Origin of the sequence: Actinomadura sp. GTD37, from assembly GCF_041951365.1 — a bacterium.
Lineage (GTDB): Bacteria > Actinomycetota > Actinomycetes > Streptosporangiales > Streptosporangiaceae > Spirillospora.
Genome location: NZ_JBGNUS010000001.1, coordinates 407873 through 433465, shown reverse-complemented (window position 1 = coordinate 433465; position 25593 = coordinate 407873). Strand labels below are relative to the sequence as shown.

Annotated in this window: 25 protein-coding genes and 1 pseudogene; 12 read left to right on the top strand and 14 right to left on the bottom strand. The window is 71.6% G+C overall.

Annotated features, from left to right (window positions below; translation table 11 throughout):
- Positions 1 to 72 precede the first annotated feature (72 nt).
- Positions 73 to 585, top strand: a complete 513-nt coding sequence (locus tag ACA511_RS02130) for a hypothetical protein (protein WP_375022293.1) — start codon at positions 73 to 75, stop codon at positions 583 to 585.
- 168 nt (positions 586 to 753) lie between these two features.
- A complete protein-coding gene (locus tag ACA511_RS02125) occupies positions 754 to 1125 on the top strand; it encodes a CPCC family cysteine-rich protein (RefSeq protein ID WP_375022292.1) in 372 nt (123 codons plus the stop codon).
- A 58-nt stretch (positions 1126 to 1183) separates the two neighbouring features.
- Here ACA511_RS02125 and ACA511_RS02120 read toward each other — a convergent pair whose 3' ends face one another.
- From ACA511_RS02120 to ACA511_RS02090, 7 genes are all read right to left on the bottom strand, one after another.
- Positions 1184 to 1309 carry a hypothetical protein gene (locus ACA511_RS02120; protein WP_375022291.1) on the bottom strand — a complete coding sequence of 42 codons (126 nt, stop codon included), beginning with the start codon at positions 1307 to 1309 and terminating at the stop codon, positions 1184 to 1186.
- 48 nt (positions 1310 to 1357) lie between these two features.
- Complete coding sequence (locus ACA511_RS02115; RefSeq protein WP_375022290.1) at positions 1358 to 1789, bottom strand: HIT family protein; 432 nt, start codon at positions 1787 to 1789, stop codon at positions 1358 to 1360.
- Positions 1790 to 2213: 424 nt separating this feature from the next.
- Positions 2214 to 3971 carry a thiol reductant ABC exporter subunit CydC gene (gene cydC, locus ACA511_RS02110; RefSeq protein WP_375022289.1) on the bottom strand — a complete coding sequence of 586 codons (1758 nt, stop codon included), beginning with the start codon at positions 3969 to 3971 and terminating at the stop codon, positions 2214 to 2216.
- 133 nt (positions 3972 to 4104) lie between these two features.
- Positions 4105 to 5754: a thiol reductant ABC exporter subunit CydD gene (gene cydD / locus ACA511_RS02105; RefSeq protein ID WP_375022288.1), complete on the bottom strand. Its 1650-nt coding sequence runs from the start codon at positions 5752 to 5754 to the stop codon at positions 4105 to 4107.
- Complete coding sequence (gene cydB / locus ACA511_RS02100; protein WP_375022287.1) at positions 5751 to 6767, bottom strand: cytochrome d ubiquinol oxidase subunit II; 1017 nt, start codon at positions 6765 to 6767, stop codon at positions 5751 to 5753. Before cydB ends, cydD begins: the two co-directional genes overlap by 4 nt.
- 11 nt (positions 6768 to 6778) lie before the next feature.
- Positions 6779 to 8209, bottom strand: coding sequence for a cytochrome ubiquinol oxidase subunit I (locus ACA511_RS02095; RefSeq protein ID WP_375022286.1), 1431 nt, complete (start codon positions 8207 to 8209; stop codon positions 6779 to 6781).
- A 171-nt stretch (positions 8210 to 8380) separates the two neighbouring features.
- On the bottom strand, positions 8381 to 8830 hold the full coding sequence (locus ACA511_RS02090; protein ID WP_375022285.1) for a hypothetical protein: 450 nt from the start codon (positions 8828 to 8830) through the stop codon (positions 8381 to 8383).
- A 163-nt stretch (positions 8831 to 8993) separates the two neighbouring features.
- Here ACA511_RS02090 and ACA511_RS02085 point away from each other — a divergent pair, with 163 nt between their 5' ends.
- Positions 8994 to 10187 (top strand): site-2 protease family protein, encoded by a 1194-nt coding sequence (locus ACA511_RS02085; RefSeq protein ID WP_375022284.1) that lies wholly within the window; start codon positions 8994 to 8996, stop codon positions 10185 to 10187.
- Positions 10188 to 10209: 22 nt separating this feature from the next.
- Here the strand turns inward: ACA511_RS02085 and ACA511_RS02080 are convergent, their stop codons facing one another.
- Positions 10210 to 11670, bottom strand: coding sequence for an MFS transporter (locus ACA511_RS02080; protein ID WP_375022283.1), 1461 nt, complete (start codon positions 11668 to 11670; stop codon positions 10210 to 10212).
- 196 nt (positions 11671 to 11866) lie between these two features.
- On the opposite strand from ACA511_RS02080, the gene ACA511_RS02075 reads away from it, so the two are divergent.
- The gene (locus tag ACA511_RS02075; protein WP_375022282.1) at positions 11867 to 12346 is read left to right on the top strand and encodes a MarR family winged helix-turn-helix transcriptional regulator; all 480 of its coding nucleotides are present in this window, start codon (positions 11867 to 11869) and stop codon (positions 12344 to 12346) included.
- Between the two features lie 75 nt (positions 12347 to 12421).
- On the opposite strand, the gene ACA511_RS02070 is transcribed toward ACA511_RS02075, so the two are convergent.
- The 4 genes from ACA511_RS02070 to ACA511_RS02055 are packed head-to-tail and all read right to left on the bottom strand — an operon-like array spanning position 12422 to position 15938.
- Positions 12422 to 13624 carry an ABC transporter permease gene (locus tag ACA511_RS02070; protein ID WP_375022281.1) on the bottom strand — a complete coding sequence of 401 codons (1203 nt, stop codon included), beginning with the start codon at positions 13622 to 13624 and terminating at the stop codon, positions 12422 to 12424.
- Entirely contained in the window at positions 13621 to 14367 is a 747-nt protein-coding gene (locus ACA511_RS02065; protein ID WP_375022280.1) for an ABC transporter ATP-binding protein, read from the bottom strand. Before ACA511_RS02065 ends, ACA511_RS02070 begins: the two co-directional genes overlap by 4 nt.
- Positions 14364 to 15533, bottom strand: coding sequence for an efflux RND transporter periplasmic adaptor subunit (locus ACA511_RS02060; protein WP_375022279.1), 1170 nt, complete (start codon positions 15531 to 15533; stop codon positions 14364 to 14366). Before ACA511_RS02060 ends, ACA511_RS02065 begins: the two co-directional genes overlap by 4 nt.
- 12 nt (positions 15534 to 15545) lie before the next feature.
- The gene (locus tag ACA511_RS02055; RefSeq protein WP_375022278.1) at positions 15546 to 15938 is read right to left on the bottom strand and encodes a hypothetical protein; all 393 of its coding nucleotides are present in this window, start codon (positions 15936 to 15938) and stop codon (positions 15546 to 15548) included.
- Between the two features lie 253 nt (positions 15939 to 16191).
- On the opposite strand from ACA511_RS02055, the gene ACA511_RS02050 reads away from it, so the two are divergent.
- The 5 genes from ACA511_RS02050 (at position 16192) to ACA511_RS02030 (ending at position 21511) form a co-directional block, all read left to right on the top strand.
- A complete protein-coding gene (locus ACA511_RS02050) occupies positions 16192 to 16848 on the top strand; it encodes a response regulator transcription factor (RefSeq protein ID WP_375022277.1) in 657 nt (218 codons plus the stop codon).
- Between the two features lie 8 nt (positions 16849 to 16856).
- Complete coding sequence (locus tag ACA511_RS02045) at positions 16857 to 18008, top strand: sensor histidine kinase (protein WP_375022276.1); 1152 nt, start codon at positions 16857 to 16859, stop codon at positions 18006 to 18008.
- 173 nt (positions 18009 to 18181) lie between these two features.
- Positions 18182 to 19369, top strand: coding sequence for a sensor histidine kinase (locus tag ACA511_RS02040; RefSeq protein WP_375022275.1), 1188 nt, complete (start codon positions 18182 to 18184; stop codon positions 19367 to 19369).
- Positions 19366 to 20019 carry a response regulator gene (locus tag ACA511_RS02035; protein WP_375022274.1) on the top strand — a complete coding sequence of 218 codons (654 nt, stop codon included), beginning with the start codon at positions 19366 to 19368 and terminating at the stop codon, positions 20017 to 20019. The genes ACA511_RS02040 and ACA511_RS02035 overlap by 4 nt, the downstream gene beginning before the upstream one ends.
- A 274-nt stretch (positions 20020 to 20293) precedes the next feature.
- Positions 20294 to 21511: a serine hydrolase domain-containing protein gene (locus ACA511_RS02030; protein WP_375022273.1), complete on the top strand. Its 1218-nt coding sequence runs from the start codon at positions 20294 to 20296 to the stop codon at positions 21509 to 21511.
- A gap of 177 nt (positions 21512 to 21688) precedes the next feature.
- Here the strand turns inward: ACA511_RS02030 and ACA511_RS02025 are convergent.
- A pseudogene (locus ACA511_RS02025) lies at positions 21689 to 21862 on the bottom strand (LysR family transcriptional regulator); the annotation flags it as partial.
- Between the two features lie 126 nt (positions 21863 to 21988).
- On the opposite strand from ACA511_RS02025, the gene ACA511_RS02020 reads away from it, so the two are divergent.
- A complete protein-coding gene (locus tag ACA511_RS02020) occupies positions 21989 to 22969 on the top strand; it encodes an aldo/keto reductase (protein WP_375022272.1) in 981 nt (326 codons plus the stop codon).
- 334 nt (positions 22970 to 23303) lie between these two features.
- On the opposite strand, the gene ACA511_RS02015 is transcribed toward ACA511_RS02020, so the two are convergent.
- Positions 23304 to 23900, bottom strand: coding sequence for a TetR/AcrR family transcriptional regulator (locus ACA511_RS02015; protein ID WP_375022271.1), 597 nt, complete (start codon positions 23898 to 23900; stop codon positions 23304 to 23306).
- A gap of 52 nt (positions 23901 to 23952) precedes the next feature.
- On the opposite strand from ACA511_RS02015, the gene ACA511_RS02010 reads away from it, so the two are divergent.
- Both ACA511_RS02010 and ACA511_RS02005 read left to right on the top strand, forming a co-directional pair.
- Positions 23953 to 24786, top strand: a complete 834-nt coding sequence (locus ACA511_RS02010; protein ID WP_375022270.1) for an oxygenase MpaB family protein — start codon at positions 23953 to 23955, stop codon at positions 24784 to 24786.
- Positions 24783 to 25583: an oxygenase MpaB family protein gene (locus tag ACA511_RS02005; protein ID WP_375022269.1), complete on the top strand. Its 801-nt coding sequence runs from the start codon at positions 24783 to 24785 to the stop codon at positions 25581 to 25583. Before ACA511_RS02010 ends, ACA511_RS02005 begins: the two co-directional genes overlap by 4 nt.
- Positions 25584 to 25593 lie beyond the last annotated feature (10 nt).

Here is a 25593-nt window from a genome sequence, read left to right as displayed (position 1 = left end):
TGGATCACTTCCCCTCTGTATCCCGCGAGCCGTAGTGATGCGGTGGCGCACTCGTTCTGGGAGTGGGAACCGGTGATCGGCGTCGACCGTCTCAGCGGCATGAGCGTGTCAACGACGATTCTGCCGCTGGCAGGAGTGGTTCTCGGGTCGGCTGGAACCCTGATCGGTCAATACCTCTCCACGCGTGTGGAGGCACGACGCGCGCGATTCGAGCAGGCCAACGCGGAACGCTCGGAGCGCAAGGAAGCGCTCATGGAGTTCCTCTCGGCGGCCCAGCAGGTGGAACTCTGCCTGGACCGGCTCTCCATGGGACAGCAGCTTGAGGATTCCGAGAAGTGGCAACGGCTGCACACGCTTTGGCTCGCTAAGAAGGTTCCGGAACTCGTGTGCTCGCCCCCGGTCGCGCAGGCGGCGCATGACTATACTTTCGCCCTCCATGCGCTGCTCCGGGGCCAGGACACCGAAGAGGGCACGCCGGCCAAGCGCGAACTCCGCTTCGCGTTCATGGAGGCCGCTCGCCGAGAACTCGGCACGGCGAGCGAGCCGCTGCGGAGGGATCCACCGGCGCAAGAACTCAGCCAGTAGTCATCTTCGAGTGGCTTGCCGAGGGCAGTGACAGCGGCATCGCAGAGCCCAGGTCAAGACCGGAATTGTGGCTTGGTGCTCGTGGCTGCGGGTCTTCTTGGGCGGGGGCCGGTAGCGCGGGACGTCGGGTGGGTGTGCTTCTTGGGGGCGGGCTGAAATGATTGCCGCATGTCGCGCGAAGTCGAGGGGGCGAGCGATGAGGAGCTTGCCCGCAGGGCGCAGTGGTTTGAGGGGTACGTCAACACTGTCTCCAACCACAGCATTCATCGGCCTGAGGACAGCGGGCCGTATGCATGTCCTTGCTGCGGCTATCTCACGCTCGCGAGCAGGGGCGACTACGAGATCTGCGGTGTTTGTTTCTGGGAGGACGACGGGCAGGACGAGCATGACGCCGGGGTGGTCCGTGGCGGGCCGAACGGGCGTTTGAGCCTGACCCGGGCACGTCAGAACTTCGCCCGGTTCGGTGCGTGCAAGGAGAGCATGTTGGGCAACGTCCGCGAGCCGCTTCCGCATGAGCATCCGCTCGCTGACCAGCCCTGACGGCAGTTCAGGCGTTACCTGTCCGAGGCGGCTTGGACGGGGCCGGTCTCTTCGCGGGTCAGTGGCGGCGGAGCATGCGGGGCCACAGGGCACCGAACAGGAGCGACTCCACGACGAATGCGATCAGGACGTATCGGGGCCAGCGTGGGCCGGACGGGTCGGCACCGGTGCGCTCGGTCGGCATGTCGGCGATCTTAATGGGGCACGACGCATTGGGCTTTAGACGTTGAGATCAACGGCCAAGCAGTGCCTGCCTTAATTGCGCGGTCAGGTGGGCGCGGAAATCCCGTGGCGTCGGGGACCTGTCGGGGTTGGGGATTGTCAGGTCGTCACCGGCGAAGCGCGGGATGACGTGCACGTGAAGATGAGAGATCACCTGGTCTGGGGCGTCGTTGTTGTTCAGGACGGTGGTCCCCACTGCGCCGAATGCCGCTGGAGCGATCCTGGTGAGCGTGGTCACCACGTTGAACACCTCGGCCAAGAGTGATGGCTCCACGGTGTGCAGGGTGGTCGCGTGCGTGACGGGGCAGACCAGGACGTGTCCGGGGTTGGCCGGTCGCTGTTTTTGTGCCATCGAAACGAAGACACGATCGGTTCGGAAGGCGACCATGTCTTGGTCTATGTCGCCACGGCCGATCAGGCAGAACGGGCAGTCGTCGTCCATGGGGAATGCTCGTATCGGGGGTGTTCGGGGCAAGTGCGGGTGCGGTCTACGTCGAGGTTCCGGGCTCGATAATAGGTGTTGGTGGTAGGGCCTGGGATGCCGAACGAGCCCTCCGTTTGCAGGTTGATTATGAGCCACATCGAGTGGCCGGCGAAGTTCGCGATGATCGTGGAACAGCCGCTGGAGGCGTTCCGGTAGGTGTCGAACCAGTTCCGTGCGTCGCCCTTGTATTCGAGGACGTCGCTTTCCGGGGCCCGACGCGGGGCTTCGGCATGCGCCTCTGCCGGAGGTCAGGAGGGCGGACGCCGCAACCGCACCAGCGGCCACCCCGAAGAATTTCCTGCGGTCTATCGCCATCCGGTCATGGACTGGTTCGTGTATGGGGAAGGCCCTTCCGGCCGCGAACCTAGGGCCTTCAGGGCTTTCACGGCCGGCGGCGTCCACCTACCGCGAAGCCCGGATGGGCGGTGCGTTCGCGTTGCCATAGGGAGCGGTAGAGGCCCGGCCGGGAGACGAGGTCGGCGTGGGTTCCGCGGTCGGCGACGCGGCCCTCGTCGAGCACGATGATCTCGTCGACGGCGTCCAGGCCGGCGAGGCGGTGGGTGACGAGGAGGGTCGTCCGGCCCTCGGTGGCGGCCAGCAGGTCGGCGGTGAGGTCGTCGGCGGTCGCGATGTCGAGGTGCTCGGCGGGCTCGTCCAGGAGGACGATCGGGAAGTCGGCGAGGAGGGCGCGGGCCAGGGCGATGCGCTGGCGCTGGCCACCGGAGACCTGGGCGCCGTGCTCACCGACGTGGGTGTCGAGCCCATGCGGAAGGGATTCGACCCAGTCGAGGATGCGGGCGCGGCGTAGGGCGTCGCGGATCTCGTCGTCGGTCGCGGTGGGGCGGGCCAAGCGGATGTTCGCCCCGATGGTCGAGTCGAACAGGTGGGCGTCCTGGGCGCACAGGCCGACGGCCTTGCGGACGTCGTCGCCGGTCAGCGAGTCCAGCCCTACCCCGTTGAGGGTCACCTTGCCGGACGCGGGTTCCAGGAACCGGAGCAGGACGGACGTCAAGGTCGTCTTGCCCGAGCCGGACGGACCCACGATCGCGCACCGGCGACCCGGCGTCAGGTCCAGGGAGACGCCGTCGAGCGCGTAGGGGGAGGTGGGCGTCCACCGGGCCCGGAGGTTCTCGACCTTGAGCGTGTACGGGGACGCGGGGAGCGGCGCCGGGTCGGCCGGGTCCTGGACGGGCGGCGGCGCGTCCAGGACGGCGAAGATCCGCGCGGCGGAGCGCCGGACCCGTTCCAGGTACTGGGCCGCCAGGGGCAGCCCGGCGACGACCTCGAACGCGGCCAGCGGGAGCAGGACGATCACCGCGAGCAGCACTCCGTCGAGGGCCCCGGAGCGGACGGCCGGCACTCCGACGGCGAGGCTGCCCCACACGGCCAGGCCGCCGGCGAGGGCGGAGACGGCCGCGCCGATGCCCGTGGCGGCGGCGGAACGGGCGGTGGCCCGTGTGAAGTCGCGGTCCAGGCGGGTGGCCTCGGCGAGCTGGGCGGGGGCCGCGCCGTAGGCGATGAGTTCGGGTGCGCCTTGGAGGATGTCGACGACGTGGGAGGTCAGTTCACCGCGCAGGTCGGTCGTCCGGCGTTCGGCCCTGCGCGCCATGGCGGAGGACAGCCAGGGGGCGGCGACACCGGCCAGCAGCAGGGCGAGCAGGAGGACGACACCCGCCGATGGGAGCAGCGCCCACGCGAGCCCTACCGAGGCCCCACCGACGACGGCGGCGACCGTGCACGGCAGCAGGACGCGCAGGAAGAGGTCTTGGACGGCGTCGACGTCCGCGACGAGCCGGTTCAGTAGGTCGCCGCCACGGAAGGCGGGGAGTCCGCCGGGTGCGAGCCGTTCCAGTCGTTCGTACACGCGCGCGCGCAGGTCGGCCAGGATGCGGAAGGTCGCGTCATGTCCGACGAGGCGTTCGACGTAGCGGAACACACCGCGTCCCAGCCCGAAGGCACGGACGGCCACGATCGCGACCATCAGAATGAGGACGGGTGGATGCTGCGCTGCACGAGAGATGAGCCACGCAGAGGTCGCCATGAGCCCGACCCCACTGCCGAGGGCCAAGACCCCGAACAGGACGGCGAGCAGCAGCCGTCCCCTGGCCGGACGGGCGAACTTGATGAGCCGCAGAATCACCGTGCCACCTCCACGGAAGCAAGGCCCCGGCCGCGTGCGGCCCTCGCCTGCGGGGCAGGCGAGACGGTTGGGGGCTGCGAGGTTTCACGTGAATCAATGAGGGAAACCGGCGCGGCGGCGCCGCTGCGGGGCCTCATGCCGTCACCGCCGCGGGCTCGACTGAGACGACCCGGTCGGCCAGCGCCATCAGGGCAGGCCGGTGGGCGACCAGGAGGACGGTCCGGCCGGTCTTCAGACGTTCCACGGCGTCGATCACCGCGGCTTCGCTCTCCACGTCCAGGTTCGAGGTCGGCTCGTCCAGCAGGAGGAGCGGCGCGTCGCGGAGGAAGGCGCGGGCCAGGGCGAGGCGCTGCCGCTGGCCCGCCGACAGTCCGGCGCCGCGGTCGCCGAGCCGCGTGTCGAAGCCCGCGGGCAGCGCCTCGATGAACGAGAGCGCGTTCGCGGCCTCGGCGGCGGCCCGCACCGCGGCCGGGGACGCGGCGGGGAGCCCCAGGCGGATGTTCTCGGCGACCGTCCCGGCGAAGAGGTGCGGGCGCTGCGGTACCCAGGCGATCTGGGCGCGCCACGCGTCCAGCGAGAATTCGCCGAGGTCGTCCCAGTCGACCAGGACCCGCCCCGAATCGGGCTGGACGAACCCGAGCAGAACCGACAGCACGGTCGACTTCCCGGCGCCGCTCGGCCCCGCCAGCGCGACCGTTTCCCCCGGGTGGACGGTCAATGAGAAGTCGTCGAGCGCGGGCCCCCGGTCGTAGGCGACCGTCACCCCGTCCAGGCGGAGGGTCGCGTGGGAGACGTCGGGAATGTCGGAGCGGGTCCCGGAGGCGGGCAGCGGCGTCTCGAGCACCTCGAAGATCCGCGACGCGGCGGTGAGGCCCTCGACGCTGGCGTGGTACTGCGCGCCGACCTGCCGCAGCGGCAGGTACGCCTCCGGTGCGAGGATCAGGACGAGCAGCGCGGTCTCCAGCCCGAGACCGCCCTCGACCAGCCGCAATCCGATCGACACGGCGACGAGCGCGACCGACAGGGTCGACAGCAGTTCCAGCACGAGGGCCGACAGGAACGCGATCCGCAGCGTCGACATGGTCGCGCGGCGGTGCCGGTCGGTGACCTCGCGGATCCGGTCGGCCTGGGCCCGCGCCCGGCCGAAGATCTTCAGCGTGGGCAGCCCGGCGACGACGTCGAGGAAGTGCGCGGCGAGGACGGAGAGCGTCCGCCACTGCCGGTCCATCTTCCGCTGTGTGGTGAGCCCGACCAGGATCGCGAAGACCGGGATGAGCGGCAGCGTCGCCGCGATCGTCACGGCCGACAGCCAGTCGCCGAGCAGGATGCGCAGCCCCACCGCCGCCGGGACGATCACCGCGAGGACGAGTTGCGGCAGGTAGCGGGAGAAGTAGTCGTCCAGCGCGTCGATGCCGCGCGTGGCGAGGGTGGCGAGTTCGCCGCTGCGCTCGCCGGACAGCCAGCGCGGCCCGAGGCCCAGCGCGCGGGCGAGCAGCCGGCCGCGCAGCTGCGACTTCACCGCGGCGGACGACCGGTGGGCGGAGACCTCCTGCAGCCAGGCGACCAGCGTCCGGCCGAGGACGACGGCGAGCAGGAGCAGGAGGGGAGTGCGCAGGTCGGCGAGCGACGCCCCGCCCAGGAACGTCCGCGTGAGCATGTCGGCGAGCAGCGTCGCCTGCGCGATGATCAGCCCGGCGGTGGCGGCGCCGAGCGCCACGGACGACACCAGGAAGACCCGTGTCGTCCGGGCGTACTTCAGCAGCCGGGGGTCGAGGGGTTTCACGGCACCGGCTCGGGCTTCTTCGCGGCCGGGATGTGCGCGGTGCCGATCCGCTTGCGGAACACCCAGTACGTCCAGCCCTGGTAGATCATCACGATCGGGGTGAACACCACCGCGACCCACGTCATGATCTTCAGCGTGTAGCCGGTCGACGCGGCGTTCTGCGTGGTCAGCCCGCCCGAGCCGAGGGTGGACGGCATGACGTCCGGGAACAGCGCGGCGAACAGGGTGACGACGGCGAGCACGATGGCGGCGCCGGTGCCGAGGAACGCCCAGCCCTCGCGCCCGCGCCGGTTGGCGGCGGCGGCGAGCAGCAGCCCGGCGGCGGCGCCGCCCGCGGTCAGCCAGGTCACCGGCTTGCCGTGCTGGAGCTGCGTGATCAGCAGGAAGCTTCCGCCGGCCGCGACGGCCGCGAAGACCGCGACGTTCGCGAGGCGGCGCGCCCGGAAGCGGATCTCGCCGGACGTCTTCAGCGCGAGGAACACCGCCCCGTGCAGGACGAACAGGATCGTCGTGGTGAGCCCGCCGAGCAGCGCGTACGGGTTGAGCAGGTCGGCGAGCGTCCCCGCGTACTCGTGCGAGGCGTCCAGCGGCACGCCCCGGACGATGTTCGCGAACGCGACGCCCCACAGGAACGCGGGCAGCAGGCTGCCCCAGAAGATCGCCTTGTCCCAGCGCGCCCGCCACCGCGCGCCGTCCCTCTTGCCGCGGTACTCGAACGCGACGCCGCGGACGATCAGCGCGATCAGGATGGCGAGCAGTGGCAGGTAGAAGCCGCTGAACAGGGTGGCGTACCACTCGGGGAACGCGGCGAACGTGGCGGCGCCGGCGACGATGAACCACACCTCGTTGCCGTCCCAGACGGGGCCGATGGTGTTGATGACGACGCGGCGCTCGACGTCGTCGCGGCCGAGGACGGGCAGCAGCATCCCGACGCCGAAGTCGAATCCCTCCAGGAAGAAGTAGCTCGTCCAGAGGAAGGCGATGATGATGAACCAGACGGTGGTGAGTTCCATGGCCGGCCCCCTCAGTAGGCGAACGCGAGCGAGCGCGCGTCGTCGGAGTCGGGATCGGAGTCGTCGCCGGAGCCGGTGGACGGCGGCGGCAGCACCTCGTCCTCGGTGGGCGGCCCGGCCTTCGCGTACTTCAGCATCAGCCCGCCCTCGATGACCATGAGGACGCCGTACAGCGCGGTCAGCGAGACGACGGAGATGAGCATCGACGTCGCGGGCACTCCGGGCGAGACGCTCGCGGACGTCTTCAGCACGCCGAACACCGACCAGGGCTGCCGTCCCATCTCGGTGAAGATCCAGCCGGCGGAGTTGCCGATGAACGGGAGCGTCAGCGAGAGCATGCCGGCCCGGTACACCCAGGGGCTGGACGGCAGCCGCCCGCGCCGCAGCAGCCACAGCCCGGCGAGGGAGACGAGCGCGGTGAGCATCCCGACCCCGACCATGATCCGGAAGTTCCAGTAGGCGATCGGGATGTTCGGCCGGTAGTCGCCGGGCCCGTAGCGCGCCTCCTCGGCGGCCTGGACGTCGTCGATGCCCTTGACCTCGCCGTCGAAGGTGCCGGTGGCCAGGAAGGACAGGACGCGCGGCACCTTGATCCCGAAGACCTCCTCGCGGCCGTCGGGCGTCCCGACGGTGAAGACCGAGAACGACGCGGGCTGCTCGGTCCTGTAGAGGGCCTCGGCGGCGGCCATCTTCATCGGCTGCTGCTCGGTCATGACCTTGCCCTGGAAGTCGCCGCTGATGGCGACGCCGATGGACGCGACCGCCGTGACGGCGAGGGCGAGCTTCAGCGACGGGCGGAACACCTCGACGTTCTTGCGGCGGGCGAGGTGCCAGGCGCTGACGCCGGCCATGAACATGCCGCCGGTGACGAACGCCGCCGTGATCGTGTGCGGGAACGCGACGAGCTGCGTCGAGTTGGTGAGCACGGCCCAGAAGTCGGTGAGGACGGCCCGTCCGGACTCGTGGTCGATCCGGTAGCCGACGGGGTGCTGCATCCAGGAGTTGGCGGCGAGGATGAAGTACGCCGACAGCAGCGTCCCGATGTGGACGATCCAGATGCACGCGTTGTGGAGCTTGGCGTTCAGCCGGTCCCAGCCGAAGATCCACAGGCCGAGGAAGGTCGACTCGACGAAGAACGCGAGCAGGCCCTCGATGGCGAGCGGCGCCCCGAAGATGTCGCCGACGAACCGGGAGTAGTCACTCCAGTTCATTCCGAACTGGAACTCCTGCACGAGGCCGGTGACGATGCCCATCGCGAAGTTGATCAGGAAGAGCTTGCCCCAGAACTTGGTGGCGCGCAGGTACTTGGTCTTCCCCGTCCGCAGCCAGGCCGTCTCCAGGCCGGCGACCAGCGCGGACAGCCCGATCGTCAGCGGGACGAAGAAGAAGTGGTACACGGTGGTGATCCCGAACTGCCACCGTGCGATGTCGACCGAGTCCATGGCTCCAGACGCCTCTCCGGCTCATCTACTACAAGCTGTAGTACTACATCCTGTCAGTAATACTACGACCTGTAGTACTACGGCCGGTCGTAACGTCCCTCACAGGTGAGCACGGCCTGGAGCCCTGTCGTCGGCACCCGTCCGGACCGGCGGTTTCGCCGGGCCCTGCCCCTAGCGAAGGGCGCCGTACACGCCGGCGGCGACGGCTCCGTAGGCGAGATGGGGCACCGCGTCGACGGCCCAGTCGGTGGCCGACCACTCGCGCGGGTCCGTCAGCCCCAGCGCGGTCATCGGCGCGCTCGACCCGACCATCGCGAGCGCGGTCAGCAGTACGGCCGCGACCGGCAGCGGAACGCCGCGCCGCCCGGTGAGCACGCCGTAGGCCAGCCCGGCGCCGAGGCCGGTGCCGAAGCCGAGCATCGGCCCGAGCCCCGCCTTCCGGTTCTCCGCCTTCTCCCCGTCGCCGAGTTCGACGCCGGTCATGTCGGCGATCTTCTCCACGCTCCGCTCGGGCGTGCTGCTGGCCGGACGTCCCCGGACCGCCATGTCGAGATACGTCACCATGTTGAGTGCGGTGGTCCCGGCCGCCCCGGCGACCAGTCCGCGCGTCAGTCTGTCCATGCCCTCGCGCTACCCGCACATCGGCCGAACCCACCACGAACGCTCTTTGCGCGGGGCCGCCCGCCGCCCGCATGGACGTCCGGGCAGCGGGTAGCCCGTGCGCAGGCCGAGAGGACGGGGCCGGGGAAGTCGGCCGTGGAGCAGGGCGGACGAGGGAGACCGGATGAGGGATTCGATCCGGCTCGGCAGCATCGCCGGCATCAGGATCGGCCTGAACTACAGCGTGCTCGTGATCGTGGTGATCCTGGTCTTCGGGCTGTCGTTCGGCAGGTTCCCGACGGTGTACCCGGGCTTCGCCATGTGGGCCTACATCGTGGCGGGCGTCGTGAGCGCGGTCCTGCTGCTGGTGTCGCTGCTCGTCCACGAGCTGGCGCACGCGGTCGTCGCGCGCCGCAACGGCATCGAGGTCGCCGGCATCACGCTGTGGCTGCTCGGCGGCGTCGCCCAGCTGCGCGGGGAGCCGCGGAGCGCGGGCGCGGACCTGCGCATCGCCGTCGTCGGGCCGCTCGCCAGCCTGGTCGTGGGCGGGATCTTCGCGATCGCGGCCGTGCTGGCCTCGGCCGCCACCGGGCCCGGCCTCGGCGTGGAGACGCTCGCCTACCTGGCGGGCCTCAACGGGATCCTCGCCGTGTTCAACCTGGTCCCCGCGGCGCCGCTGGACGGCGGCCGGGTCCTGCGGGCGTTCCTGTGGTGGCGCCGCGGCGACCGGACCGCCGCCGCCGTCGTCGCCGCCCGCGCCGGCCGCGTCTTCGGCTTCGTCCTGATCGCGCTGGGTCTCATCCAGTTCGTCGTCGACGTCGGGTTCAGCGGACTCTGGCTGGTCCTGATCGGGCTCTTCCTCGTCGGGGCGGCCAGCTCCGAGGAGCAGCAGGCGCGGGTCAACGCGGCCCTGCACGGCGTCCGCGTCGGCGACGTGATGACGCCGGACCCCGCCGTGGCCGACGCCGGGAGCACGGTGCAGGACCTCATCGACGAGGTCGTCCTCACCCACCGGTTCTCCACGTATCCGCTGGTCGAGGACGGTCGCCTGGCGGGCCTGGTGACGTTGAACCGCGTCCGCTCGGCGCCGCCGGAGGAGCGCGCGACGCTCCGCCTCGCCGACATCGCGTGCCCCCCGGACCAGGTCCCGACCGCCCACCCCGACGACTCGCTGACCGACCTGCTGCCCCGCATGGACGGCTGCACCGACGGCCGCGCCGTCGTGCTGGGCGCGGGCGGCCAGGTCGTGGGCCTGGTCAGCCCGAGCGACATCAGCCGGGCGATGCAGGCCGGCGACTTCCGCGGCAGCCGCCCGTATCCGCCGCCGCGCGGCGCCGACCTGACCGTCCCGCACGAGAAGCCGCCCCGGCCGCCCTGACCCGGCGCCCCGGTGCGCCGGCTCAGGTGTCGCTGGTGACCTGCTCGGACACCGCGACGGCCGCGGGCTCCCGGCGGTGGACGCCGGAGGCGCGGCGTCCGGCCGGGATGGCGGACGCGATGGCGCCGGCCAGCAGGGCGACGCCGCAGCCGATCAGCAGGCCGACCCGGAAGCCGTTCTCGGACGCCAGCTCGTGGCCGCCGAGGTCGGTGGTCATCTGGGCGAGGACGACACCGATGACGGCCGCGCCGATCGAGGTGCCGAGCGAGCGCATGAGGGTGTTGAAGCCGTTGGCGGCGGCGGTCTCGCTGAGCGGCACCGAGCTCATGATCAGTGCGGGCATCGCGCCGTAGGCGAGCCCGACCCCGCAGTTGATGATCATGAGGCCGACCATGAGGCCCCAGGCCGCGCCCATGAGCGCGAGGGACGCGCCGTATCCGGCGGCCACCACCAGGATGCCCACGACGAGGGTGAACTTGGGGCCGCGGATGTCGGTGAGCTTTCCGCCGAGCGGGGACACGAGCATCATCACGATGCCGGCGGGCGCCATCCACAGGCCCGCGGCCAGCATCGACTGGCCCAGGCCGTAGCCGGTCGCCGAGGGGTACTGCAGCAGCTGCGGGACGATCAGCATCGAGGCGTACATGCCGACCCCGACGAAGATCGAGGCGAGGTTGGTCAGCAGCACCCGGGGACGGGCGGTGGTGCGCAGGTCGACGATCGGCTGCTTGGTGCGGATCTCCCAGGCGCCCCAGGCCAGGAGCACGAGGATCGCGGTTGCGAACAGGCCGATCGTGGTGGCGGACGCCCAGCCCCAGTCGGCGCCCTTCGACACGGCCAGCAGCAGGCAGACCAGGCCGATGCCCAGCCCGACCGCGCCGGGCGCGTCGAAGCGCTCCCCCTTGGCCCCGGCGGGCACGTTCGGGATCAGCCGCCAGATCAGCACCGCGATGGTCACGGCCAGCGCGGCCGACCCCCAGAACAGCACGCGCCAGCTGGCGTACTCGGCGACCGCCGCGGCGATCGGCAGGCCGAGTCCGCCGCCGATGCCCATGGACGCGCTGACCACCGCGATGGAGGAGCTGAGCTTCTCCGGCGGCACGACGTCGCGCAGCAGGGCGATGCCGAGCGGCACCATGCCCATGCCCATGCCCTGGAGGCCGCGTCCGACGATCATGGGGACGACCGAGGACGACAGCGCGCACACCACCGAGCCCGCGATCAGCGGGACCGCGCAGACCAGCAGCATGGGGCGCTTGCCCACCAGGTCGCCGAGGCGGCCGAAGACCGGCACGCAGACGGCGCCCACCAGCAGCGTGACCGTGATGACCCACGCGCTGTTGGAGGGCGAGGTGTGCAGGATCTTGGGCAGGTCCGCGATGAGCGGCGTGACCAGTGTCTGCATGACCGCCGCCGTGATGCCGGCGAGTGCCAGCGTGGCGACCACGCCGCCCGAACGGGCGGCGGGTTCGGGAGCGTCCATGACGCGACTCCTCGGATTCTCGTCGTATGCGTCCGGCCGTCGACCGGAACCAAATATGCACAGTACACGTAGTATGTATGAAGCACACGGTATGTGTGTTGCATACCTCTCCGCAGTGGCGGAGATCTCTCTGCGAGGATGGAGCCGGGACGCCCCCGACAGGGCGGGCGTCCCGGCGGGAGGAGGCGCATCGGCCATGGTGAGGCCCACGCACGAGGTCGAGTACGAGCAGATGCTGCTCAGCCGGCACGAGGTCATGCGCCACCGGGCCGGGCGGCTGGAACGCAGCGCCTACGTCCTGCTCAGCCGCATCCGCCTCCAGGGGCCGATGTCCATCGGGGAACTGAGCGACGCGTTCGGGCTCGACGCGTCCACCCTCAACCGGCAGACCGCCGCGGCGATGCGCGCCGGACTCCTGGAGCGCATCCCCGACCCCGCCGGGGGCATCGCCCGCAAGTTCCGCATCACCGGCGAGGGCGCCCGCCTCCTCGACGAGGAGCGCGCCTTCGTCATGAGCGGCCTCGACAAGGTCATGGCCGACTGGCCCGACGAGGACATCGCCACCTTCGCCGCCTACCTGCGCCGCTTCAACACCGACATAGAACGGCTCAGCGGACGCCCCTGGCCCCGTCCCGCCGACACGGACCGGTCGGCGGACGCCAGCCTGAACGCCTGACCCCGGAGCCCACCGGCCGGACGCCCTCGCCGCCTCGGAGGCGACCGGCCGGCGTTCCCGCGGAGGTCCGGGCGTTCACAGCGTGCGCAGCGCCTCGGTCGGCGAGAGGCGGGCCGCGCGCAGGGCCGGCAGCAGGCCGGCGATCGCGCCGATCACGATCGCGGCGCCGATCCCGCCGCCCCACGCCTGGGCCGGGACGACGACCGCCCAGCCCTTCGTGCTCGCGTAGACCGCGGTGGTCAGCGCCCCGGCCGCGACCCCGGCCACCCCGCCGAGCAGCGCGAGCATGACCGCCTCGGACAGGAACTGGGTGCGGATCTGCCCCCGGGTCGCGCCGAGCGCCCGGCGCAGCCCGATCTCCGAGCGCCGCTCCAGCACCGAGATGATCATGATGTTGGCGACCCCGACCGCGCCCACGATCAGCGCCACCACGCCGAGCCCGAGGAACAGGCTGTCGAACGCGCCCTCCGCCGCGGCGCGCGCGGTCAGCGCGTCGGACGGCTGGCCGACGTCGACGTCCCCGGGCGACTCGGGGTTCGCGGTCTGCGCGAGCACCCCCTGCACCGCGTTGACCTCGTCCGTGCGGGCCCGCACGTACACCGTCGTCGGGGGGCCGGCCACCGGCCCGCCCTTGTCGACGGCCGCGTAGCCGAAGTAGCGCTCGGCGGCCGGGTAGCCGATCAGCGCACTGGTGTCGACGTCGGTGGACAGCGCCGCGGGTTCGAGGATGCCCGCGACGTAGAACCACTGGTTCTCCAGCCAGATCCGCTGCCCCGGCTGGACGCGGTCGATCCCGAGGCGCCGCGCGGCGAGCGCGCCGAGCACCGCGACCGGCTGCCGCTCGGTCGCCGCGTTCAGCCAGCGGCCCTGCGCGACGCCGGTCCCGACCACCTCGGGGAGGTTGAGGCTGGCGGCCGCCACCTTCAGGGCGTTGGTGTTGATCGCCGGGATCAGCGGGCTGCGGTACACGTTCGCGTTCGGGACGGTGGCGGCGTGCGCCGTGTCCAGGACGCCGGGGATGTGGGAGATCCGCTGCGGCGCGGCGACCGGGAGCTGCGCCGTCCCCCCGGTGACCGATGTGCCGGTGTTGGCGGTCAGCAGGTTCGTGCCGAGCCGGTCGATCTGCGCCAGGAGCCCGGCCTGGGACGACGCGGACAGGCCGAGCACCGCCACGATCGCCGCGGTGCCGATCGCGATGCCGAGCGCGGACAGTGCGGCCCGCAGGCGGCGGGCCCGGATCCCGGCCCCGGCCACGCGCATCTGGTCCGACAGCCTCATACGCCCTCCGTCGAACGCGCCGCGCTGTCGGCGACGATCCGCCCGTCGAGGACGTGCAGCTGCCGGGGCATCCGGGCGGCCAGCCCGCCATCATGCGTGATCAGGAGGATGGTCGCCCCGCCGGCGTTGAGCTCGTGCAGCAGCTCGATGATGGCCGCCCCCGTCCCGCTGTCGAGGTTCCCCGTCGGCTCGTCGGCGAGCACGATGGCCGGGCGTCCGACCAGGGCGCGGGCGATCGCCACGCGCTGGCGCTGCCCGCCCGAGAGCTTGCCCGGACGGAAGCCCGCCCGGTCCGCCAGCCCGACCCGGACGAGCGCCTCGGCGGCGCGCTCGCGCCGCTCGGCCCGTCCCGCGCCGCCGTACAGCAGGCCGTCGGCGACGTTCTCCAGCACGGTCGTGTGCTCGGACAGGTGGAACTGCTGGAAGACGAACCCGATGCTCCGCGCCCGCAGCGCGGCGAGCCGCCGGTCGGTGAGCGCCGCGACGTCCTCCCCGTCGATCCGGACCGTGCCCTCGCTGGGCCGGTCGAGCGTGCCGAGGATGTGCAGCAGCGTGGACTTCCCCGATCCCGACGGGCCGACGATCGCGACCAGTTCCCCGCGCCGCACGGTGAAGCTCACTCCGCGCAGCGCGTGGACGGCGGGTTCCGTCCCGTAGGTCTTCGTGACGCGCTCCAGTTCGATGACATTCGGCGCGCTCCCGGGGGAGAGGGGCCGCGCCCCCGAACGACTCGTCTCGCTCACGTCGCCGGCACCACCACTCGGTCGCCGGCCGTCAGGGCGCCGGAGACCTGCACCCGTCCGTTGGCATGGTCGAACAAGCCCAGCGTGACCGGGACGAACCGGGTCGGGCCGCCGTCCACCGCCGCGACCTCGACCGCGTACCCGCCGCCGGCCCGGCCGACGAGCGCGGTCACCGGGACGCTGAGCGCGTTCTCGACCCCGTCCGTGGTGATCTGCACCTGGACCGGCGCCTGGTCGAGGGTCCCGGCGTCCTTCGGGTGCTTGAGCGTGATGTAGACCGGCAGTGTGGCGGGCTCCGCGTCGGAGTCGTCCTTGCCGGAGGACGCCGCGACCGTGCCGACCCGGCTCACCACGCCGGGCGTTGTCCGGTTGTCCGGCAGCGTGATCTGCGCGCTGTCGCCCTTCCTGACCTCCGACTGCTGGGAGGGGTCGAGTTGCACGACCACCTCGCGCCGGTTCGACGACGCCTCCATGATCGGACGTCCCCGTGCCGCGCCCGTGCCGTTCCCGGCCGTCACCTTGCCGATCCGCAGCGGGCCGGGCAGGAACACCGCCTGGCCGAGGTCCAGCCTGCCGGTCACGTCGGCGCCGCGCCCGTCCTGAAGCTTCTCCAGGGCCGCCGCGGTCGCCCAGCCGAAGTGCCCGGAACCGCGATCGAGCCCGGACCCGCCGGCGTAGCCCTCGTCCACCAGGGTCCTGTTCAGCGCCCGGACGTCCTTGCCCTCGTCGCCCACGGCCAGGCCCCGGTAGGCGGGCGTGCTCCCGCAGATCAGGATCACCGGCTTCTGGTCGACCTTGTACAGCGTCTCGCCGCAGTCGATCTGGGCGCCCGCCGCCGGCACCCGGGTGTACGTGCCCTTCGCCTGGTTGACCACCGGGTACGGCGCCCCGCCGGGGCCGCCCGCGTACGAGAGCGTCCCGCCCTGGCCGACCTGCGAGGAGAGCGGACCCTGCTGGACCGCCACGAGGGACGTTCCGCCGGGCACCGCCTCCGTCCCGCCGCCATCGTCGTCGGACGAGCCCGCCATGGCGACGGCCGCGACGGCCGCGGCCACGACCGCGAGCACGGCACCCCCGCCGATCACCCTGCGGCGACTGGGCCGCCGCCTCGGCCGGACGGGCGCGTCCCGCGTCCCCGGCCCCGATTCGGTCATCTTGATGCTCATCGAGTCCCGCCCTCAGCCGCCGGCGCCCTTGGCGCCGCCGGCTTCGAGGGGGCGGCAGGCTTCGACGGCCTTCCGGAACTGCGGTGTCCTGCTGTCGATGGCCCCCTTCTTCATCAAGATGCGCCCGTTCTGCGGGTCGGGGAAGTTCGGGACGCCGTTCTGGCGCATGCACTGCGTCCACTTCAGCATCTTCGCTTGGAGTTCGGCGTTCTCCGGCGTACCGGGCCGGTTCTGGGGCGGCTCCAGCGACTGGCATGCCCGCACCGCCTTCTGGAACGCCGGAGAGTCGCGGTCCGGGAGGTTCGCGCCCGCGTCCTGGCCGGGGTCGGGGTAGCCCGGGAGCCCGTTCCCGCGCATGCACTGCGCGTGCTCGATCCCCTGGTCCGCCGTGGCACTCGCCTTCACACCGGATGACCCGGACGAGCCGGACGAGCCGGTCTCAGAGGCTCCGGAGCCTCCGGAGCCCCCGCATCCGGCGGCGGTCAAGGCGAGGGCGGCGGCCAGCAACACAGAGGCCCTGTTCATCGTTCCCCTTCCGAGGGACATCGCTTGCGGGAGACATCGCTTGCGAGAGACATGTCTAGGGAAGGAGCGGTCACATGGCGGTGCGAGAGGCTGTGACCCGGCTGTGACCGCGCATCGGGCACGCTGACCGGCGATGAGAGTCCTGGTGGCCGAAGACCACGCGGAGCTGGCGGACTCCGTGGCCCGGGTCCTGCACCGCGAGGGGATGGCGGTGGACGTCGCCCTCGACGGCCGCGCCGCCCTCGACCGCACCGCGCTGACCGACTACGACGTGGTCGTCCTGGACCGCGATCTCCCCGTGGTGCACGGCGACGACGTCTGCCGCGCGCTGGTCGCCGACCCCGGCCGCCGGACCCGCGTCCTGATGCTCACCGCGTCTGGCACGATCGCCGACCGGGTCGAGGGGCTGAGCCTGGGCGCCGACGACTACCTGCCGAAGCCGTTCGCGTACGCCGAGCTGGTCGCGCGGATCCGCGCCCTCGGGCGGCGGGCGCAGCCGGCGCTGCCGCCGATCCTGGAGCACGGCGACCTGCGGCTCGACCCGGCCCAGCGGGTCGTCACCCGCTCCGGGCTGCGGCTGGCGCTGAGCCCGAAGGAGATGGCGGTGCTGGAGTACCTGCTCGCCGCGGGCGGACGCGTCGTCTCCGCCGAGGAACTGCTGGAACGCGTCTGGGACGAGGCGGCGGACCCGTTCACCACCACGGTCAAGGCGACGATCAACCGCCTGCGCGCCAAGCTGGGGCCCCCGCCGGTGATCGAGACCGTCCCGCAGAGCGGCTACCGGATATGAGGCCGCTCGTGCGCAAGGCGCCGCGGACGGTCCGGATGCGCCTCACGCTGCTGTACGGCGCGCTGTTCGCCGTCTCCGGCACGGCCCTGCTGGCGATCACGTTCGTGCTCCTCCGGAGGAACACGATCTTCAAGGTGCGGGTGTCGTGCTTCGACATGAAGGCCGAGGACTGCGCGTCCCGCCTCGGCCTGCCGGCCGAGGCGGCCGATTCGGTGGGCGCCTGGCGGGACCAGCAGGAGCAGACGCTGACGCACGGGTTCCTCACCCAGGCCGGGATCGCCCTGGCGATCATGCTGGTGGTCTCCCTGGTGCTCGGCTGGTTCGTCGCGGGGCGGGTGCTGCGCCCGCTGCGCACGATGACCACCACCGTGCGGCACATCTCGGCGCGCAACGTCCACGAGCGGCTGGCCTTCACCGGCCCCCGCGACGAGCTCAAGGACCTCGCCGACACCGTGGACGGCCTGCTCGGACGCCTGGACACCGCGCTCGGCGCGCAGAAGCGCTTCGTCGCCAACGCCGCGCACGAACTCCGCACCCCGCTCACGCTCGAACGCGCGCTGCTGGAGGAGACGCTCACCGACCGGCGGCCGACCGTCGACACGTTCCGCGCGACGTTCGACCGCGTCCTGGCGATCAGCGACCAGCAGGCGCGGCTGCTGGAGTCACTGCTCACCCTCGCCACCAGTGAGCGGGGGCTGGACGGCCGGGTCCCCGTGGACCTCGCCGCGCTCACCGAACAGGTGCTGGCCGACCGGCGGGAGGCCCCGGCCGGCGGCCCGCGCCTGTATCCGCGCATCGCACCCGCCGCGACCACGGGCGACCCCGCCCTGGTCGAACGCCTCGTGGCCAACCTGGTCGACAACGCCGTCCGGTACAACGTGCCCGGCGGGAGCGTCGACGTGGCGACCGGTTCGCGGGACGGGCAGGCCGTGATCAGCGTCAGCAACACCGGCCCGGTCGTCCCGCCGGAGCAGGTGGCCCGGCTCCTCGAACCGTTCCAGCGGCTGGACCGGACCGCGCGCGGCGACGGGCACCACGGCCTCGGCCTGTCCATCGCGCGGGCGATCGTCCTCGCGCACGGCGGGACCCTCAGCGCCATCCCGCGCCGGGACGGCGGCCTGGTCGTCCGGGCCGCCTTCCCGTCCCCGCATCACGGTTGAACGCGGCCACCGCCGTCCAGACGGCCGTGCGCGTTGTGGCGGGTTCGACACCTGGACTCGTTCACCGCGCCAGGCGGGGTGTTCCCGCGGCCCGCCGCTGTCGGGCTGCGACGGCTGCGAGATCCCTCGCACGACGGAGGTGAACATGCCCGCACCGATCCGATACTGGGTGGATGTCGAATCGGTTCCGCGATCTCGGTCGCCTTCGGGCGCGTGCGGGTGTCGGCCGCCTCGTGGACGTGCTGGTCGCCGCGGCGGTCGCCGTCCCGGTGTTCGTGCCGTTCGCCACGGCGCCGGAGGTGACGCCGCTCGGGGTGGTGTTCAACCTGGGGACGGTCGTGCCGCTGGCGTGGCGGCGGCGGGCGCCCTTCGCGACCGCGCTGGTCGTGGCGTGTTCCGCCATGGGGGTGTCGCTGCATCACCAGCCGGGCCAGGTGCTGCAGTACGGCGCCCTGGTGGCCATCTACACCCTCGCGGACCTGGGGCGGCATCGCTGGCAGCGGTGGGGGTTCATCGGCGCGATCGTGGCGTCGATCCCGCCCGGCGCGCTGCTCGTCAAGGGCAACGACGCGGGCGAGTTCATGTTCACGCTGCTGCTGCCCATGACGGCGTTCCTGCTGGGCACGCTGGCGCGGACCGCGCGGGAGCGGTCGGCGGAACGGGCCGCGCAGTTCGCACGTGAACGCGAGGCCCTGGAGCGTGAACGCGAGGCCGAGGCGGCGCGGGCGGCGGCGGAGGAACGGGCCCGCATCGCCCGCGACATGCACGACGTCCTCGCCCACGCCGTCAGCATCATGGTCGTGCAGGCCGAGGCCGGTCCGGTCGTGGTCCGCTCCGATCCCGACCGGGCCGAGCGGGCCTTCGACGCGATCGCCGACGCGGGCCGGGACGCGATGGCGCAGCTGCGCCGCACGCTGGGCGTCCTGAAGGAGGACCAGGACCACGGCGTACGGGCGCCGCAGCCGACCATCGGCGCGCTGCCCGGCCTGGTCGAGCACGTCGGCCGCACCCAGGTCCGCGTGCGGCTCACGGTCGAGGGCACACGCCGCGACCTGCCCGCCGACGCCGACTTGGCGGCGTACCGCATCGTGCAGGAGGCGCTCACCAATACGGTGAAGCACGCCGACGCGCGGGCGGCCGAGGTCCGGCTCCGCTGGACCGACCACGAACTGGAGATCTCGGTGACCGACGACGGGCAGGGCCACGACGGGGATCCGGGCTGGCGGCGCGGCGGCGACGGCATCATCGGCATCCGCGAACGCGTCGCCGCCTGCGGTGGCACGGCGCACGCCGGCCCGCTGCCGGGCGGCGGGTTCCGGGTCCTGGCGCGTCTCCCCTACGCCGCGGCGGTGACCGCGTGATCCAGGTGGTGCTCGCCGACGACCAGGAACTCGTCCGCAGCGGCTTCGCGATGATCCTGGACGCCCAACCCGACATCGAGGTGGTGGCCGAGGCGGGCGACGGCACCGCCGCGATCGCCGCCGTCCGCGAACACGGCCCCGACGTCGTGCTGCTCGACATCCGCATGCCGGGCCTGGACGGCATCGAGGCCGCGAAGGCCGTGTGCGCCGAGACCCGGACCCGCGCGCTCATGCTCACCACGTTCGACCAGGACGACTACGTCTACGATGCGCTCTACGCAGGCGCCAGCGGGTTCCTGCTCAAGGACGTGCGCCGCGACGACCTCGTGCACGCGGTCCGGGTGGTCGCGGCGGGGGAATCACTGCTCGCGCCCAGCGTCACCCGCCGCCTCATCTCCGACGTCACCCGCAACCGCCCGCGCGCCGGCGCGACCGCCTCCGACCGCCTGTCGGTCCTGACCGAACGCGAGCGCGAGACCCTGGGCCTCCTCGGCCGCGGCCTGTCGAACGCCGAGATCGCCGCGGCCATGGTCGTCAGCGAGCACACCGTGAAGACCCACGTCAGCAACGTCCTGGCCAAACTCGGCATCCGCGACCGCGTCCAGGCCGTGATCGCCGCGTACGAGACCCGGCTGATCGAGCCTTCCTGAGGGGGAGGCTCCGCCGCGCGGGGGAGCCGCACCCCGGTCCTCCGCCGCGCGGCCGATCCCCGAAGACCGCTCGCGGCGGCGATCCGCCCGGCCGCCGGATTCCCGAAGATCGAGAACGTGGCAACGCAGCCCTCGAACGCCGCGGTGATCTGCTCGCCCTCGTCCCGTTCGCCCGCGAGCAGAGGCCGTCCGCCCCGGTGCCAGGGCCCGCGTGACGGCCTAGCCCAACCCATCTCACATGACCCAGCACTACCGGATTCACAGGGGAACACACATGACCAAGCAAAGGCATGCACTGCGCGGCGCACTGACCCTGGCCGTGGCGGCCGGTGTCGCGGTGAGCGCGCTGACCGGCACCGGCACGGCGCAGGCCCGCGGCACCGCGTCCGGACCCGGCGGCGCCGACCGTGCTCGGCTGTCGCAGCTCCTGCACCGGCTGACCACGGTCGACGGCGGACCCGGAGCGCTCCTCCACCTGCGGGACCGACGCGGCGACACAGTGCTGACCAGCGGCGTCGCGGACGTGAACAGCCGCGCGCCGGTACCCCGCGACAGCAGTTTCCGGATCGGCAGCATGACCAAGCCGTTCGTGGCCACGGTCGTACTCCAGCTCGTCGGAGAGCACCGCGTCTCGCTCGATGCGCCGGTGGAACGCTACCTGCCCGGCGTCGTCCGCGGCGAAGGCAACGACGGGCGGAACATCACCGTCCGCCAGTTGCTGCAACACACCAGCGGCCTGTCGGACTACCTCTCCCACCTCAACCCGCAGGACATCCTCAAGGACCCGCTCGCCCATCACGACACACGCGACCTGGTGGGCATCGCGCTCGCCCACCCACCGACCTTCGCGCCCGGCACGGGCTGGCACTACTCCAACACCAACTACCTGCTGGCAGGCATGCTCATCGAGAAGGTGACCCGCAACACCTGGAACGAGGAGGTCCGCCGGCGCATCATCACCCCGCTGGGCCTGCGCGCCACCTCCGCACCGGCTGACGACCCGGCGATCCCTGGACCGCACCCGCGCGGATATGTGCGGCCGGGCCCGGACGCACCGCTCATGGACCTCACCGCGTTCAATCCGTCGGTCGCGGGCTCCGCCGGAGCGATGATCTCCAGCGGCGGCGATGTCGACCGTTTCCTCGACGCGCTCGTCGACGGCCGACTGCTGCGCCGGGCCCAGCTGCAGGAGATGATGCGAACCCGGCCCACCGGCGACTCCGGCGGACGGGCGTACGGCCTCGGCCTGGAGAGCAGGCCCCTGCCCTGCGGCGGCCTGTACTGGGGACACGGCGGCGACGTCTTCGGGTACGAGACCGTGGGCGGCGCCACCGTCAACGGCAGCCAGGCGACGGTCATGGTGAACGTCGACCCGGGTGGTACGGACGCACAGAGCGACGACATGCGGACCGCCGTCCAGACCGCGCTCTGCCATGGCCGGTCCGCTCTCGCGGGTCTCCGGCCGCCGGGTTCTGGAGTCACCGAAGACTGACCACGAAAGGCAAAGACCCCGGAGCTTGCCGCTCCGGGGTCCGTCCGCCACTGTGGGGCTACGACTTTCGTCTGCACCCGACCGGAGCAGCCCTTGGACGGCCGCCACGGCGTCCTTCGCGGCACGCACCGAGCCCAGGGCCCGCCGCGCCTCGTCCAGGAGAGCCCGACCCGGCGCGGTCAGTTCCATGTTCCTGGTGCTTCTGACGAAGAGCGTCGCCGCGAGCTCGCGTTCCAGGGCGCGGACCGAGGCCGACAGCCCGGACTGGGAGATCAGCAGCCGTTCGGCCGCGCGCGTGAAGTGCCGCTCCTCGGCGACGGCGACGAAGTACTCCAGGTGCCTGAGCTCCACGATTCAGAAGGCTGACTCGTGAATCCGAGCGGTTTCTTCTATTGGACAGGACAATCGGAGGGCTGCTGAACTGGGCCGCACGATGACGGAGCCGCCGACGCGGCAGAGCGAAGCAGGGATTTCGAGATGGAGATGCGCGTGCTCGGGCGGACCGGCGAGCCGGTCGGTGTCGTGGGACTCGGCGCCTGGCAGCTGGGAGCCGACTGGGGCGAGGTCGGCGAAGACCAGGCCATGCGGGTGCTGTCCGCCGCGGCCGACGCGGGCGTGACGTTCATCGACACGGCCGACTGCTACGGCGACGGACGCAGCGAGCAGCTCATCGGCAGGTTCCTCAAGTCGAGGGACGGCGTCACCGTCGCCACCAAGATGGGCCGCCGGGTCATGCCGCAGCGTCCGGAGAACTACACGCTGGACGCCTTCCGCGACTGGACCGACCGGTCCCGGACGAACCTCGGCGTGGACCGGCTGGACCTCGTCCAGCTGCACTGCCCGCCGTCGGCGGTCTACTCCTCCGACGCCGTCTTCGACGCGCTCGACACGCTGGTCGGCGAGGGGCGCGTCGCGGCGTACGGGGTCAGCGTGGAGACCCGCGCCGAGGCCCTCGCGGCGATCGCGCGTCCCGGGGTCGCCACCGTCCAGATCATCCTGAACATGGTGCGGCTCGGCCCGCTGCGGGAGGTCCTCCCGGCCGCGCGCGAGGCGGGCGTCGGCATCATCGCCCGCGTCCCGCTGGCCAGCGGGCTGCTGTCCGGACGCTACGACGAGGACACCGTGTTCGGCGCGGACGACCACCGCTCGTTCAACCGGCAGGGCCGGGCATTCGACATCGGCGAGACGTTCGCCGGAGTCGACTTCGCCACCGGCCTGGAGGCCGTACGCCGGCTGGCGCCGCTGGTGCCCGCCGGGACGGCCATGGCCCAGTTCGCGCTCCGGTGGATCATCGACCAGGCCGGTGTCAGCGTGGTCATCCCCGGCGCCCGCACACCCGAGCAGGCACGCGGCAACGCGGCGGCGGCCGACCTGGCGCCCCTGCCACGGGAGGCGATGGAAGCGGTCACGGACGTCTACGACGACCTCCTCGCCCCCCAGGTGGCCCACCGCTGGTGACCCCGAGCGGGCGCCGTCCAAGGTGCTCATGGTTCGCGCCATCGACGGGCAGCCGCCCGTCGATCGCCCAGACGGCCAGCGCGGACGCCGCGAATCCGGCCCCGAGGAGACTGGAGCCCGCCCAGCCCGCACCCGGAACGAGACCCCTGCAACGACGAAGACCCTGGAGCTTGCCGCTCCAGGGTCTGTCCGTCACTGTGGGGCTACGACTTTCGTCTGTACCCCGAGGAGAGTGAGTGGGCTACTGACGAAACTCCCTGACCAGCAGCGCCGCAGGTCCCCTCCAGCCCGGATTCCACGCTAAGGAAGATCATCTTCCACGGTCCTCCACTGGTCAGCGGGTGGTGGGGAAGAAGAGCGCGTCGGTGAATCTGTGGACCTCGGCGGCCAGATCGGGGAGCGTGCCAGTGACGTGCTGGACGACGAGTTCCGCCATGCCGCCGAGGTAGGCGATGATGAGCATGTCGTCCGGTGCGCGGCCGAGTACCGCCGCCACGAGCGCGGCGAGTTCGCGGAGCGCCTGGTTGCGGCGGGCGAGGATCGTCGGACCGCCGCCCATGGCATCGATCGCGAGTATCCGGGTCAGGTGCGGCTCCGTGTCCAGCAGGCCGAGCGCCGTCGTCAGGGTCTCGTGCAGTCGCTCGCGCGGATTCCCGGCGCCGAGATCCACCTGGTCGATGAGGTCGTCCAGGTCGTCGTAGACGGCGAGGAACGCGCTCTCCTTGTCGTCGAACAGCTCGTAGAACGTCTTGGTCGAGACCTGGGCGCGGCGGGTGATGTCACCGATCGTGACCTTTCCATACCCCCTGTCCACCACGGCCTCCGCTGCGGCACGCAGGATGCGGACGCGCTGGACCGATTTGACCTGGTCGCGGCCGAGAGCATGCCGATGCCGCGGAAGAGACGAGTAAGTAGGCACTTGCGGCTCCATGTCCATCACCCTATCTTGAGAAAATAACCATTTTCTCTAAGGGGCTGGTGTCATGATCTCGGGTCTCTTCGACGACGCTTCGGCCATCCGCAAGGTGACCGCCGAGCCGCATACGCTCCTCGGCGGTACAGCCGCGCTTCTGCTGCAACTCGCCCACCCGAGCGTCGCGGCGGGTGTCTCCGAGCACAGCGAGTTCAAGCAGGACCCGCTGCGCCGGCTCTTCTCGACACTCGACTACCTGGGGATGGTCGTCTTCGGCACCAAGGAGGAGGCGCACCGGATCGCCTGGCACGCGATGCGTGCCCACGATCGGGTGAAGGGCCCGGGGTACTCGGCACATGACGCCGACCTGCTGACCTGGGTCTTCGCCACGCTTTCCGAAGGCGCCCGCGACCTTCAGGAGCGGCTGCACGGACCCCTGGCCCCAGACCTGGCGGACCAGTACTACCGGCAGACCGTCTTGCTGGCCACGCTGCTCGGCGCGCCGCAGGAGGCGGTCCCCGAGGACCAGGCCGCCTTCCGCGCGTACTGGCATGAGCAGATCACCACCTTGCACGTCAGCGATGTGGCTCGCCAGGAAGCTAGAGCGATCCTCTGTCCACGCCCCTTGGTGCTACGGCTCGGAGCTCCGCTCAACCGGCTCATCACCGCCGGTCTCCTGCCCGAGGAGATCCGCCGCCAGTACGACTTGCCGTGGACACCGTTCCGAGAGCGTCTCTTCCGTGCGCTCATCACCTCGATGTCCCTGGTACTGCGCGTGACACCGGCGCCGATCCGCCGGCTGCCCACCAGGTGCCTGATGGCCTTGGCGCGCCGCACCCGCTGGAAGAAGTACTCCGCTCCGACGACCAAACGGGGACAGGACCGGGTCAGGGGGGCCGTGTGACCGCGGGATCGCTCGCGCAGGCACCGTCCCACCTCGGCCCGGAATCGCTCCTTTGGCGCTACGCCGGGGACAGGCGTTACGGACTGGTCATGCCGCGGGCGGCGACGCTGCAAATGCTGCATCCAGCGATCGCGGCCGCCGCCGAGCAGCACTCCCGCTTTCCAGGCTCGTTGTGGGCACAGCAGGCCCGAGCCGTGCCGCAAGCGATCGGAGTCGTCTATCAGGACGCCGCGGCCGGGGCGAGAGTCCGCCGGCTGCACGGGGAGATCAAGGGGCGCGACGGCCAAGGCAGGCGCTACCACTCACTCACCCCGGACGTCTTCTTCTGGGAGCACGCCACGTTCGTCGACGCCCTGATGACGGCGATCGACCTCTTCGACAGGCCGCTCTCCGGCGAAGAGCGCGAACGTCTCTACCAGGAATGCTGTATCTGGTACCGGAGATACGGGGTCAGCGACCGCGTCGTCCCACCCGACTACGGCTCGTTCGTCGACTACTTCGACGCCGTCTGCGAACAGATCCTCGAACCGAACTCCGTCTTCGACGTCTACTTCGAGCAAATCCTGCGGCCGGACGCCTGGCTGCCGCGGCTGCTGCCCGCGGGCCTGGTCCCGGTCCTGCTGCCGCAGCCCGTCCGGCACCTGGCGGGCTCGGCGGTCTCATCCGCCGACGAGCGCAGATTCCGCCGCTTCGCCCGCACCGTACGGCTGAGCTGGCCGGTCCTTCCCTCGACCCTGCGCTACTTCCCCGTCGCAAGGCGGGCCTTCGACCAGAAGGGACCGCCGCATGCCCGCTGAGCGCGCCGCC